General features: G+C 44.1%; 14 protein-coding genes. 1 reads left to right on the forward strand and 13 read right to left on the reverse strand.

Annotation, left to right across the window (positions count from 1 at the left end; genetic code table 11):
- Positions 1 to 4: 4 nt before the first annotated feature.
- Both alr and J699_RS03870 read right to left on the reverse strand, forming a co-directional pair.
- Complete coding sequence (gene alr, locus J699_RS03875) at positions 5 to 1,108, reverse strand: alanine racemase (protein ID WP_032870938.1); 1,104 nt, start codon at positions 1,106 to 1,108, stop codon at positions 5 to 7.
- Positions 1,109 to 1,132: 24 nt separating this feature from the next.
- Positions 1,133 to 2,389, reverse strand: a complete 1,257-nt coding sequence (locus J699_RS03870) for a D-amino acid dehydrogenase (protein ID WP_032870935.1) — start codon at positions 2,387 to 2,389, stop codon at positions 1,133 to 1,135.
- 139 nt (positions 2,390 to 2,528) lie between these two features.
- On the opposite strand from J699_RS03870, the gene J699_RS03865 reads away from it, so the two are divergent.
- A complete protein-coding gene (locus J699_RS03865; RefSeq protein ID WP_004773316.1) occupies positions 2,529 to 2,996 on the forward strand; it encodes an Lrp/AsnC ligand binding domain-containing protein in 468 nt (155 codons plus the stop codon).
- Between the two features lie 62 nt (positions 2,997 to 3,058).
- On the opposite strand, the gene J699_RS03860 is transcribed toward J699_RS03865, so the two are convergent.
- From J699_RS03860 to prpC, 11 genes are all read right to left on the reverse strand, one after another.
- Complete coding sequence (locus J699_RS03860; protein ID WP_005228335.1) at positions 3,059 to 3,427, reverse strand: ribonuclease E inhibitor RraB; 369 nt, start codon at positions 3,425 to 3,427, stop codon at positions 3,059 to 3,061.
- A gap of 133 nt (positions 3,428 to 3,560) precedes the next feature.
- Positions 3,561 to 4,034, reverse strand: coding sequence for a GNAT family N-acetyltransferase (locus J699_RS03855; protein WP_032870930.1), 474 nt, complete (start codon positions 4,032 to 4,034; stop codon positions 3,561 to 3,563).
- 25 nt (positions 4,035 to 4,059) lie between these two features.
- Positions 4,060 to 4,725 (reverse strand): RluA family pseudouridine synthase, encoded by a 666-nt coding sequence (locus tag J699_RS03850; RefSeq protein WP_032870928.1) that lies wholly within the window; start codon positions 4,723 to 4,725, stop codon positions 4,060 to 4,062.
- Positions 4,726 to 4,827: 102 nt separating this feature from the next.
- Positions 4,828 to 5,280 (reverse strand): hypothetical protein, encoded by a 453-nt coding sequence (locus J699_RS03845; RefSeq protein WP_032870925.1) that lies wholly within the window; start codon positions 5,278 to 5,280, stop codon positions 4,828 to 4,830.
- A 572-nt stretch (positions 5,281 to 5,852) separates the two neighbouring features.
- Positions 5,853 to 6,740 (reverse strand): DMT family transporter, encoded by an 888-nt coding sequence (locus tag J699_RS03840; RefSeq protein ID WP_032870923.1) that lies wholly within the window; start codon positions 6,738 to 6,740, stop codon positions 5,853 to 5,855.
- Positions 6,741 to 6,812: 72 nt separating this feature from the next.
- Entirely contained in the window at positions 6,813 to 7,511 is a 699-nt protein-coding gene (locus tag J699_RS03835; protein WP_032870922.1) for a hypothetical protein, read from the reverse strand.
- Between the two features lie 40 nt (positions 7,512 to 7,551).
- On the reverse strand, positions 7,552 to 8,127 hold the full coding sequence (locus tag J699_RS03830; RefSeq protein WP_032882943.1) for a DUF4126 domain-containing protein: 576 nt from the start codon (positions 8,125 to 8,127) through the stop codon (positions 7,552 to 7,554).
- A 127-nt stretch (positions 8,128 to 8,254) separates the two neighbouring features.
- Positions 8,255 to 8,398, reverse strand: a complete 144-nt coding sequence (locus J699_RS19260) for a zinc ribbon-containing protein (RefSeq protein WP_004637424.1) — start codon at positions 8,396 to 8,398, stop codon at positions 8,255 to 8,257.
- 270 nt (positions 8,399 to 8,668) lie between these two features.
- Positions 8,669 to 10,099, reverse strand: a complete 1,431-nt coding sequence (locus J699_RS03825) for a HEPN domain-containing protein (RefSeq protein ID WP_032882944.1) — start codon at positions 10,097 to 10,099, stop codon at positions 8,669 to 8,671.
- A 78-nt stretch (positions 10,100 to 10,177) separates the two neighbouring features.
- On the reverse strand, positions 10,178 to 12,784 hold the full coding sequence (gene acnD, locus J699_RS03820; protein WP_032870917.1) for a Fe/S-dependent 2-methylisocitrate dehydratase AcnD: 2,607 nt from the start codon (positions 12,782 to 12,784) through the stop codon (positions 10,178 to 10,180).
- Positions 12,784 to 13,941, reverse strand: coding sequence for a 2-methylcitrate synthase (prpC, locus tag J699_RS03815; RefSeq protein WP_032870915.1), 1,158 nt, complete (start codon positions 13,939 to 13,941; stop codon positions 12,784 to 12,786). The genes acnD and prpC overlap by 1 nt, the downstream gene beginning before the upstream one ends.
- Positions 13,942 to 14,130: the final 189 nt, after the last annotated feature.

A 14,130-nucleotide genomic window follows, 5' to 3' on the forward strand; every position in this document is an offset into this window, starting at 1 on the left:
TTCCTTATTCCTGATAGATAAAATTGACACGTGCCGTCACACCGCACATCAGTTCATAACCAATGGTGCCTGAGGTCGCTGCGACATCGTCAATCGGTAAAATTGTTCCTGTGCTAGATTGGCCCCACAGCACCACTTCACTGCCCACCTGTGCATCATGGATCGGGGTCAGGTCCACCGCCAGCATATCCATGCTGACACGACCAATGGTTCGGGTTCGGATTCCGTTGACCAGTACCGGCGTACCTGTCGCTGAAATGCGTTGGTAACCATCGGCATAACCACAAGCCACAATACCAATCCGGATTGGCTGTTCAGCCACATAGCTGGAGCCGTAACCGACACTTTCATTGGCATTGAGCTGTTGCACGGCAATGATTTCGCTGCGCAAGCTCATGGTCGGCGCAAGACCCCAGTCCTGAATGCTATGTTTGGGATAATCGGGAGAACTGCCGTACAGCATGATGCCGCCACGTACATAATCCGATTGCAATTGCGTTTGATATCTTAAGATTGCAGCACTATTACTGACCGATCTTTGGCCCGGTAAATCCTGAATGGTGGCTTCAAACTCGCTAAGCTGATAGTCAATGCCCTTCTGACCGAAACGCTCCCCATCGGCATCAGAAAAATGCATCATATGGGTCACCGATCTCACTTGCGCAGACGAAGACAACTGCTGCCAGATCTCACGATAGTGCGCTGGCTTGAAACCTAAACGGTTCATACCACTGTTCATTTTCAGGAAAATATCAAACTGGGCGGGATAGGGATGTTGCTGCAACCAGGCCAGCTGCTGCTCACTATGTACGGTAAAACTTAATTGATACTGCGCACAATCAAACAGGTCTTGCGGAGAAAAAATTCCTTCCAGCAATAAAATCGGGCCGGTCCAGCCTAAAGCACGTAGACGTTTTGCCTCCTCGAGATCGAGTAAGGCAAAACCATCGGCACTTTTAAAAGCGTCATAGACCCGTTCAATCCCATGTCCATACGCATTGGCTTTGACCACGGCAAAGACTTTGCTGTTAGGAACCGACTGCCTGACCACCGCCAGATTCTGGCGTAAGGCCTGGGCATGAATCACCGCAGTAATCGGGCGAGGCATACTAAACTTCCTTGTAAAGCGTGGTTATGCAGCGTGTGAATAACGCTGAATGGATAAACCGTCGGTACTGATCTCTGGACGATGGTTCATGACCAGATCACTGATCAACTTGCCAGAACCGCACGCCATGGTCCAACCAAGCGTGCCATGACCGGTATTCAGGAACAGATTCTTATATTTTGTTGCCCCAATAATCGGGGTACTGTCTGGAGTCATCGGACGTAAGCCTGTCCAGAATGAAGCCTGAGATAAGTCACCGCCCGGGAACAGGTCCTGCGTCACCATTTCCAGCGTGGCACGACGGTCTTCTTTCAGTCCCAGATTAAAACCACTCAGTTCTGCCATACCACCAACGCGGATACGCTGGTCAAAACGGGTCAGGGCAACCTTGTAGGTTTCATCCAGTACCGTTGATTGTGGTGCAAATTTTGGTTCCACAATTGGAATGGTCAGTGAATAGCCCTTAACCGGATACACAGGCAAATTCAGCTCAAGCGGTTTAAGGAAATCACGTGAATAACTACCAAAGGCCAGAACATAGCGATCCGCAGTCAGGACTTCGCCATTGACTACAACACCTTTGATCTGGTCGCCTTCAACAATCAGGTTTTCGACATTTTGATCAAACTTGAACTCTACGCCCAAGTCTTGAGCCAGTTTCGCCAAGGCATTGGTAAACAGATAACAATCGCCGGTTTCATCATTCGGTAAATGCAAACCACCGACCAGTTTGTCGGTATGTGCTAAAGCAGGTTCAACACTTGCCAGTTCCTGGGCATTGAGTAAATCAAAATCAACGCCACATTCTTTCAGCACTTCAATATCACGTTGTACCGCTTCAAGCTGCGCTTCGCTACGGAACACCTGTAGCGTACCTTTGGCGCGGTTTTCGTAGTTGATGCCCGTTTGCGCTCTTAGGTCACGTAAGCAGTCACGGCTATATTCTGCGACACGCATCATGCGCTCTTTATTGACTGCATAGCTCTGTGGATTACAGTTTTTCAGCATCTGTGCCATCCACTGCAACTGCCACATGCTGCCATCAATATTAATCGCTAACGGTGCGTGATGCTGGAACATCCACTTGACCGCTTTAAACGGAATGCCGGGGGCTGCCCACGGCGTTGAATATCCTGGGGAGATTTGGCCTGCGTTACCAAAGCTGGTTTCTTTTGCAGGTCCTGATTGACGGTCAAGTACCGTCACTTGCGCACCTTGTTGTGCAAGATAATAGGCACTTGCCACACCAATGACGCCACTTCCTAAAACGATTACGCGCATCGTCGTTCCCTCACGCACACACTAGTTTATTTAACTAGTATATTTTTGGATCAATAGTTTTTTTCACTGATTTTATGGGTATAATCCAGGTAATTTGATGTTTTCGTCACGGAAAAATTAAAATAAAAGGGAATATATGATGCGTAAATTAGACCGGATTGATCGCCTGATTTTAGATATTCTGCAGCGGGAAGGACGTATTGCGATCAGTGAGCTGGCTTCACGGGTCAACTTATCGACCACGCCCTGTTCAGAACGGGTCAAGCGTTTGGAGCGTGAAGGCATCATCATGGGCTACTACGCCCGCCTCAATCCGGAATACGTCGACCGAAACCTGTTGGTGTTTCTGGAAATTAAACTGTCGGCGAAATCGGGCGATGTCTTTGATCAGGTCGCACGTGATCTGGTGGATATTCCAGAGGTTCTGGAATGCCATCTGATTTCAGGGGAGTTTGATTATCTGGTGAAGGCGCGTCTTAAAGAAATGAGTGCTTACCGTCGTCTGTTAGGGGATTTATTGAAAAAGCTACCCGCCTCGGCCTCTTCGCATAGCTATGTGGTGATGGAGGAAGTGAAAGAATCTTTATATCTGGATATGGGTGTCTAGCATCCAAGCCTACGCAATAAAAAAGCCCTTCGATCAGGGCTTTTATTCAGACAGTAATCCGATTACTCATCTTCTTCATCGTAAATATAGCTCATACAGCCCCAGCCATCATATTCACCATTGAATTCCTGAGCAATCTTGGTCATCCATTCTTCCAGATCAGCAATATCTTCGTATTCCAGCGTCATGTTGACGTGAATATTCAATACCCACAGATCCGAGCCATCGGAGTGCTGTTCTTCCTGAAACAGGGAAATTTTCTGTTCTTGATGCAACAGGTGTAAGGCACATTTTTCAATCTGTTGCTGTGTCTCAAACACAATCGAAAATTCAACTTCATGCGGTTCATTCAGGTCATTACCATCTTCAACCATCTGCCACAGTACGTTGCCGTTATCATTATCTGGAAATTTGTCATAATCACGTGTCATATGCATATCCTTTGTTGTGTTTTGGAGTTGATATTTGGCTATAGATTAACCGATTTTTATTGCAGTTTTTAGACGTGTTAATAACATTATTGTTGTGAAAAAATAAATAGCTTTCAGTGAATGATCTATTCGCTCACTCAAATACAATCGATAGCACCACCTGATCGAGGCAGCGAATTCCGTTTTCATAAATCGGTGCCGGATAATCTTTAAAAACATCCGCTTCAATATGTGACAACCTAAAACCGCATTTTTGATACAGCGCCAACTGATCCAGACTAGAGTTGCCCGTCTTGACCCATAACGTATGGACCTTCAGCTGTTGAGTATAGGCAATCACATGCTGAATCAGTGTTTTAGCCAAACCCTGGCCTTGATAACCTGCATCTACAGCCAGATTTTTAATTTCAGCCTGAGCATCGCTTTTACATAAACACAGTTGGGCAATGATCTGTGCCTGCTGATTGAGCAGCACAAATATATCTGAGTTAAATAGATAGGCCTCTATCGCCGCCCAATCCGGATCGGCCTCCAGCAACAAGGTTTTAAGTTGCCGTTGTTGTGTAGGCAGCAAGGTCTGCCAAAGCACCTGTTGAATCGAATACATCAGCTTGCCTGTTTTTTATGGTCTTTTAAAAGTTTACCTTAGAATGAATTTCAACCTGATGCTGCCTGAGTGGATGCTGAAAGGCCAGATAAGCGGCATGCAGTGCCATGCGGGTTAAATGAAAGCGGGCAGGCTCAGGATGATACAGTTTATCCCCCATGATCGGATGGCCAATGTGCATCATGTGCACCCGCAATTGATGCGAACGCCCTGTTACCGGTTCCAGACGGACACGGCTTTGATCAGTTGCCGCATCATAATCGATACGCTGGAATAAGGTCTTGGCCTGCTTGCCCAGTTCAAAATGCACCATCTGGCGTGGACGGTTTTCCCAATCGGTAATTAACGGAACGTCAACACTGCCCTCGGCCTGAATTTCGCCTTGTACCAGTGCCTCATAGTATTTCTTGACGGTTCGTGCCTGAAACATTTTACTGACGGCGACTTCTGCTTCACGATGCTTGGCAAACATCAACAGCCCGGAGGTCGCCATATCCAGACGATGCGTCACTTTGGCCGCAGGATGCTGTTGTAAAACCCGTAAATAGGCACTGTCCTGATGCTCGGGTAAACGCCCCATCACCGATAATAATCCCGCAGGCTTGTTCACCACAATCAGGTCCTCATCTTCATAGACGATTTCTAAGGGATGTGGTGGAGGTGCATATACAAAGTTGTCATTTAAAGGCATGAGAAAATAGCCAGGCAGGCACAAGGACGGAAACAGCAGCGATTATAGTGCTGCACAACAGTTTCGCAACAGGCTTATGTTATTGGCCAGAGTGGTGAATAATTAAGAATGAACTTTGATGCCTTTGCTTAAGTTGTCTTTATATTTCTGTTCCAGCAAGGCAATGTCCCGGTTTAAAAAGGCGATCAGATAGTCTTTTGCCCGCGCCAGACTCAACTGTTTAAAGGCGATGGTGTCTTTGCTTTTACGGGTCACCAGTCCAAATAGGTCTTTTTTCGGCACAATCACCACAACATCGCTGTCCAGTTTAAATTCCAGTTGTTGTGATTTGGCATAGGCATCCAGCGTAATGGCAATGCTTTGACCGGTATCAAGATCGGTCACGATAAAACGGGTATCGGCACCATTGAGCTGTAATTGACGAACCAGTTGCTGACGCCAGCTCATCTCGTCAAATTTAATTAAAATCGAGGCCAGGTCAAATGTCCCCATCGCATCGATTTCATTAGGATTGATCTGATGGGGATAGCGGATTTTAAGCTCAAACTGATTCATTCTTGTATTGACCTGTTCCTGTGATCATGTTTTGATTTTTAGGTATAAATAAAATTATATCATTTTGTTTTTTAATATAAAAATATCGACTTATCTTCATAATGGCAGGATTACAGGATGGATATCACATTCGTTTCTGATTTTATTGATGCAGTGTTTATTATTTGGCGCTGATTATTATTTTCTATTTGGTTAAATTTTTTAGGGTATCAAGGGAAAACAGAGGTTGTTTACTTCAACACCTATGACTTTGTAAGCCATAACCTTTGCCTATAAACTTTTGATCTATAGCGTCCTAAGCCGAATCGAGACCTTTTGGGTACGTACACACTTGCTTTGTAAGCGTCGGTGCATGCTACTCTTTTCGATCCCTTTCACACCCTTGAGACATAGTTTAGGCAGATCACGGCGGGATTGTTTTCCTAAAAACTGCTATTTTTAACGCTCAATGAAATAATTTTGCATGCGAAAAGATAAATATTGAAAGATTTCCCACTTCCAGCAAAAAACTACGATTTATATTCCGATAAATTCAAATTTACATGTGTATTTTTTCAAAAAGCGATTGTAATTTAGGCCCAAATCACCATAATCGCTGCCACAATCACTAGCCACAGACCTAAATGATCGGTTTTGGCCAGTTTCTCCTTAAAGAAAAAGGCCGAGATCAACAAACTAAATAAGATTTCGACCTGCCCCAGCGTTTTGACGATGGCGACGGTCTGCATACTCATGGCACTAAACCAGCCGACCGAGGCCAGAAAACTACAGATACTCACTCTCAAGGTCAGCCCAACGCGCTGCCACATTTTATAGAGCGTCGGTCGGCTAAAAAATCCAAGATAAATCAGCAATATCATGCATTGAAAGCTGATCAGACTGCACAACACCCAAGCGGCACGATGCAGGAATGGCAACATGCTCAGTTCCAGACTGGCTTCACGTACCAACAAAGAAGTGATGGCAAAACAAAGCCCACTGCCCAGCCCAATCATCAGGGTTTTTAAGGACAGATCAGACTGTTGCTTACCTTTACTGAGTAAAAATACCGCCAGTGCCCCAATCACCACGCCGATCCAACCCCATGTGCTGAGATGTTCCTGTAAGAACAGTACCCCGACCAGGGCGGCCAGAATTGCTTCACTTTTGGCGAGTCCCACGCCAATGGCATAGTTCTTTTGCTGAAACAGTTTCACCATCAAGGCCGTGGCATAGATCTGGCTCATGCCTGCAATCACGATATAGAACCAGAATTTATCGGAAAAATGCACCGATGCGGTGACAGGCTGGTGTAAATAGAGAAAGGCCAGATAACTAAAGGCAAAGATCGGTGAAAAGATAAAGCGTGCCAGTGTGGTGCCATAGACATCCACGCTCGTACTGAGTTGTTTTTGAAATGCATTGCGCCAAGCCTGCATGAATGCAGCCATCAGGGTGAACAGAATCCAAGTGATCATCATAAGCTTGAACGCAATATTATCAGTGCCGCTAATTTACGCGGTTCTGGCTGTTTTTTCGATAGTCGTCCGTGCTTAAAAACTTAAATCATCAAAGTCTTTTACTTTGGACAGATAGATCGGTGCCTGATTGATTTTGCTCCATGTTTCTTTAAATCTTGGATCTTCTTCTGGGTCTTGGCTTAAATTTTCACGAATGAGTTTTTTACCCGTTAAAAAATTAATACTGGTCTGGCTTTGAATGAGCGGGCCGTGATTGCTTGAATCATCATAACCAATCAGGCGTAGATCATTACCTTCCAGACGGAACAGATAACGCCAATAACCATAACGGCCATGCGAATAATAGACACTCAATAGATTATTTTTAATTTCAAACCATAGATCAGGTGGGAAATAGACCCCGCCATCTTCATTTTCCGAGCTAAAACAATTTAGGTTAGTCACAATCGGTTTGTATGTACCTTTTTGATTCAGCAATACAATCACACCACGGCGGTTGCGGTCTAAGCGCCCACGATATTCATCCTGTACAAAGGCTTTGGGATCGGTGGCTTTGACGATCAGCACCACATCCTTCAGACCATCTTTATTCAGGTCGCCTTCAATCGCTTCAAACAGTTGATATTTAGCAGGAATATAGACTTTATAGATCACTTTATCTTTGCGTAGTTTCAGCTCTTCTGCCGATGGTTGTTGTTGAGCAAACGTTGTTTGCGGCAATATGGATAGGCTTGAGCAAGCCAAGATAAGTGCAATACATTTCTTATTCATTGTTATTTCATCATTTAGGGCGTGATTACTGTTATGGTCTTTACAGAGAATGGCTGAGTTTCTGCTGGCGTTTTGCACGAATCCAGCGTGCCGTGACGATCACTAAAATGATCACCACAACGGCAATCACCACAGGCATGATAAAGGCCAGAATGGATAATAAGATCGAGCCAACCAGTTCACCGGTAGCTACCACAAAATTACCCAGCCCACCTGTGGTTGCGGTCGAAACCCCGCGTGCCGCTACCGTACTCATTTGCACCACGCCTGCTGTTCCACCACCGACAATCAGTGCCGCGGCCCAAGTCGTAAATTGGGACATTTCACCACTGCTCACCGCCATCGTGGTCAGTGTACCTGCCACTACAGCCGCAGGTGTGGCAATGGTATCTAACAGGTTATCTACCCACGGCACATAGTAAGCTGCAATTTCACAGATCGTGGCAAAACCTAATGCCATACACACCGATGGAAGTGCCAGCCATTCAAAGCCTTGGGCAGGTTGATACCATCCCATGAGGGTAGCAATACTCATCGCCAATAGCGGCACAAAGACACGAAAGCCACAGGCTGCGCTGAGTCCAACGCCAATACAGAGTCCTAAAATTGTTTCCATCACGGATTACCTTTCTATGCCTATGACAGGTCTTGTTATTTACATCTTATTTTTAAGGTAACAAAAAGCCCTATCAAGGGATAGGGCTTTTATTCAAACAGTGGGTAACTGTTTGGTATTTTGCGGCTTAGGCATTCTTACTGTTGAATTGATTGCCAAGGCATTTGGTACACGGAGGTAAACGATCAGTACCAATTTCTAAATAGGTGCGGTGTCCGCATTGAACACAAAAATAGAAGCCTGTTCCAGGTTTTTCGCCAGCAGTTACCATCTTTGTTCTCCATAGATTTTAGAAATGGTACATATACTATAGCGTGATAGTTTTGATTATTTATTGACCTTTCCGACGGGTGGTGATGGCGGAAAGGTGAAGCCATATAGACACCGCAGATTATTTCGAAATATAAAACAATAATTAGACGTTCATATATCAGGAGCAAGATATATAGCAGGCATCATATCTAGCAACCAAATGAAAAAAAGCCCGACAGGATGTCGGGATTTTTTATGTTTTAACATACTTTATATTTAAATCAATTTTTTAATTGTTTAATAATAAGTCTTCATCAATACTTTTAGCATCGAAATATTTATCATTACATAATAAAACACGTAGAACCATTTTTAGCATTTCAATAGCAACATCTACTGTTTTTAATTCAGGACTCTCAGGTATTTTAATAACTTTTGATTTAGACAAGTCTTTAGTTCCATGAACAATACCTGATCTATATGTATAAACCTTTTTTATCTTTGCAAAAATTTCTTTAGGTTTTTCTTTACAATTGCTATCTAACTTTGATAAAGCTGCAACACGCAATGCCAGCTTATGTGTCATTTCTGTTTTCCCATCATCAGAAAGTAATACTTCTAACGCAATTGTAGCATCCAATACGGTATCTTCTTCATCATGCCTTAACATACAGCTATTTAAACGCTTTAAAGCAATTGGAATGCTTTTATGATTATTACTTGATAATTTCCCATAAAAGTCTTTAATTATGTTTAACTGATCAACATTAACAATTGGAAAACTACTATTCATCCAATATCGATTAACCTCAAATTCATGAGGAAACTCACGAACACTACATCCTCGAATATTAAGTAACTTCTCTCTAAAGCTAGTAGTCCAATTCGCAGACTCAGCAAATATTTGTGCATAACCTGTTTTGCAATCTGTTATCAGTCTTAAAGCACTAAAAAAGTTATTAACTAAATCAGTCGGATATGCTTCTTTATAATATAAACACTCATATGAGTCTCTACTCTTATTATTAATATAATAATTCTCAATTACCAAAGCATGTGTAGCTCCTTCTAATACACAGTCATGTACTAAAACGTTAGTAGATTTAGCTTCAACTCTAGATAAATGTACTACCTCAGATAATTTTCGAATACTAACTCCATCTGCTAATTCATATTCTTCAATTTCAAAATTCAAAAATAGAATAGGGACATAAATATTGATTGGTAATTTTTCTAAAAACGCAAAATTAGTCCTTAATTCAATTATTCTTAAAAATATTTCTTCATCAAAATCATAACCAAACGTATTTATATAATAATTTAAAATATTTCCAACAAGAAGTTCGACACTAGTCTTATCAAAATCAATATTAAAATTTTCTAAGTTAAAACCAGAACCAAAATAATTTAATAATTCATCATCTTCACGTATAAAATCATATAACCCTTTAAATTTTAGAATATCATTCCAATCTATTTCAGGTGCCTTATCCCCATATCTTTGGAATAAACTTGTAAAATCTTTAGGCCTATCAGCGCCCCAAGAATCTTTACTAATTCTTGGAAAACCATTTTCTGCAAAACTAAGTTTAGGAAAATCTCTATAATATGAAATATATTTATCACTTTGAATTTTGCTAACTAAGATAGGGAATATTTCCTCTATACATTCTAAAATTAATTTAGTTACTTTATCTCTTTTACTTACGTTTATAGCCATAAAAATTCACTTAATAAAAACCCCATCATTAAGATAGGGTCTTTATTAAACAGAATCAATCACTTTCAGATCAAAGTATTATGCCACTTGACCTTCTAAAAAGTCTTGTGCAAAACGCTGTAATACCCCACCCGCTTCATAAACAGACACTTCTTCTTCTGTATCTAAACGACAGGTCACAGGCACTTCCAGAATTTCTTCCTTACCGTCCGCTGTAGCACGCTCAATTACCAAAGTTAAAGTCGAACGCGGTGCAATATTACCAATCACACTATACAGCTCAGTCCCATCCAGCTTTAAGGTTTTACGGTTCACACCTGGCTTAAATTCAAGCGGTAAAACACCCATACCGACTAAATTAGTACGGTGAATACGCTCAAAACCTTCGGCCACAATCGCTTCAACACCTGCAAGACGTACACCTTTCGCTGCCCAGTCACGGCTTGAACCCTGACCATAATCCGCACCCGCGATAATGATCAACGGTTGCTTACGGTTCATGTAGGTTTCAATCGCTTCCCACATCCGCATCACTTCGCCTTCTGGCTCGACACGCGCTTTTGAACCTTGCTTAATAGTACCGTCTGAACGGACTACCATTTCATTAAACAGTTTCGGGTTGGCAAAGGTTGCTCGCTGTGCCGTCAAATGGTCACCACGATGGGTGGCGTACGAGTTGAAGTCTTCTTCAGGTACACCCATTTTGTGCAGGTATTCACCCGCAGCCGAATCCATCAGGATCGCATTCGATGGTGACAAGTGGTCGGTGGTGATGTTGTCACCCAAGATCGCCAACGGACGCATATTGGCTAAAGTACGTGGTGCAGCCAACGCCCCTTCCCAATACGGAGGACGGCGGATGTAAGTACTTTGCGGACGCCAGTCGTATAATGGACTTTCGGCTTGTTCAACTTCGCCCAAGTCAAACATTGGAATGTAGACTTTACGGAACTGTTCAGGCTTCACCGCTTCTTTCACAAGTGCATCAATTTCAGCATCTGAAGGCCAGATATCTTTCAGGTAAATCGGGTTACCGTCTTTGTCTGTACCTAATGCATCTTTTTCGATATCAAAACGAATCGTTCCTGCAATTGCATAAGCCACAACCAACGGCGGAGATGCAAGGAATGCCTGTTTTGCGTATGGATGGATACGGCCATCAAAATTACGGTTACCCGAAAGCACCGCAGTCGCATACAGGTCACGATCAATGATTTCTTGCTGAATCACGGGATCAAGTGCACCCGACATACCGTTACAGGTGGTACATGCATAGGCAACGATACCAAAACCAAGTTTCTCAAGATCACCCAACACACCCGCTTCTTCTAAATACAGCGCAGCTGCCTTAGAACCTGGTGCAAATGATGATTTCACCCAAGGTTTACGTACCAAGCCCAATTCATTGGCTTTACGTGCCAATAGACCTGCCGCCACGGTATTACGCGGATTAGAGGTATTGGTACAAGAGGTAATGGCCGCAATAATGATTGCGCCATCAGGCATTAAGCCATCAGTACGGTTTTCAACCACACCGGCAATGCCTTTCTCTTTCAAATCAGCCGTAGAGACACGTGCATGCGGGTTTGATGGGCCTGCAATGTTACGGGTCACGGTTGAAAGGTCAAAACGAAGGACACGTGGGTATTCAGCTTGGGTCATATCCGATGCCCAAAGCCCAATTTCTTTGGCATATTGCTCAACCAACGCCACTTGCGCATCTTCACGACCGGTCAGGCGTAAATAATCGATGGTGTTTTGGTCGATATAGAACATCGCCGCAGTTGCGCCATATTCAGGGGTCATATTTGAGATGGTGGCACGGTCGCCCACCGACATGCTGTCAGCACCTTCACCGAAGAACTCTAAATAAGCACCGACGACACGCTCTTTACGCAAGAACTCAGTCAATGCCAACACGATATCGGTTGCCGTAATCCCTGCCTGACGCTGACCAACAAATTCAACCCCGATGATATCCGGCAGACGCATCCAGGATGCACGACCAAGCATCACGTTTTCAGCTTCCAGACCACCGACACCGACTGAAATCACACCCAATGCATCAGTATGTGGCGTATGTGAATCGGTACCGACACAGGTATCAGGGAACGCCAAACCATCACGGTTTTGGATCACTGGAGACATTTTCTCCAGGTTGATCTGATGCATGATGCCGTTACCCGCAGGAATCACATCAACATTTTTAAAGGCGGTCTTGGTCCACTCAATAAAGTGAAAACGGTCTTCATTACGACGGTCTTCTACGGCACGGTTTTTCTCAAAGGCATCCGGATCAAAACCACCATATTCCACTGCCAATGAATGGTCCACGATCAACTGGGTTGGCACCACAGGATTGACTTTAGAAGGATCACCACCTTTATCGGCAATCGCATCACGCAAACCAGCCAAATCCACCAGTGCGGTTTGTCCCAAGATGTCGTGACAGACCACACGTGCCGGGTACCACGGAAAATCGAGATCCTGACGGCGTTCGATCAGCTGGGTTAAATAGGCCGTTAAATTTTCGGCATCCGCTTTACGCACCAGCTGCTCAGCCAGTACTTTCGAGGTGTATGGCAGCTTTGCGTATGCGCCTGGCTGAATATCTTCAACGGCTTGACGCACGTCATAGTATTCGAGCTGGGTACCTGCCAGCGGTTTACGATATTTTGTGTTCATTAACCACGCTCCGCCAATGTTTTGAATTCAAGGTTTTCAGGGCCGGTATAGTTGGCGCTTGGACGAATGATCTTGCCGTCCTGACGCTGTTCAATCACGTGTGCAGACCAGCCCGCAGTACGTGCAATCACGAATAATGGCGTGAACATTGCCGTTGGCACGCCCATCAAGTGATAGCTCACTGCACTGAACCAGTCGAGGTTCGGGAACATGTTCTTCACTTCTTTCATTACCGCTTCTAAACGCTCAGCGATGAGGTACATCTTGGTATTTTCTTGCGCTTCAGCCAGTTCACGCGCCACTTGCTTGATCACTTCGTTACGTGGATCAGACACGGTATACACCGGATGACCAAAACCAATCACGACTTCTTTATTTTCAACACGTTTACGGATGTCAGCTTCGGCTTCATCGGCATTGTCATAGCGTTGTTGAATCACGAACGCCACTTCATTGGCACCACCATGTTTAGGGCCACGTAGCGCACCGATACCACCAGTAATGGCTGAATACATATCTGAACCTGTCCCTGCCACCACACGTGAGGTAAAGGTTGAAGCGTTGAACTCATGCTCTGCATACAGAATCAAAGAGGTGTGCATCGCTTGAATCCATTCTTCCGATGGCGCTTCACCATGCAGGAGATGCAGGAAATGCGCAGCAATCGAGTCATCATCGGTTTCAACTTCAATACGACGGCCGTTGTTGCTGAAGTGATACCAGTACAACAACATTGAACCTAGGCTTGCCATCAATTTGTCAGCAATGTCTTTTGCGCCTGCTTCGTTGTGGTCTTCATGTTCAGGGGTTAAGCAACCCAGTACAGATACACCGGTACGCATCACATCCATTGGGTGTGCAGATGGTGGCAGTTGCTCAAGTGCAGTTTTCAGTGCTGCAGGTAAGCCACGGAGTGCCTTTAATTTTGTTTTATAGGCTTTGAGTTCGGCTTTGTTTGGTAATTTACCGTGTACCAGCAGGTGTGCCACTTCTTCAAACTGGCTGCCGACTGCAAGGTCGAGAATGTCATAGCCGCGGTAGTGTAAGTCGTTGCCACTGCGGCCTACGGTACACAGTGCGGTGTTGCCTGCCACTTGTCCGCTGAGGGCAACTGATTTTTTTGGTTTGAAGCCTGTTGTTGTTTCATTACTGCTCATAAGATTGTCCTTTTCTATCTATTTAATTTATTTTTGAGCAACTCAACGGAGTCGTGCCGAGTTCTCATCCTGTTTCAGGATAAACCTTCGGTTCGACCTACTTTTCATTCGGGAAAAGTAGGCAAAACCATTGTCATCTGCAAAACCTGTCCAATAACACCATTTAATCAATCTATCGCAGAAACAATA

The organism is Acinetobacter sp. 1000160 (assembly GCF_000588715.1).
In the GTDB taxonomy this organism is placed as follows: Bacteria; Pseudomonadota; Gammaproteobacteria; order Pseudomonadales; family Moraxellaceae; genus Acinetobacter; species Acinetobacter courvalinii.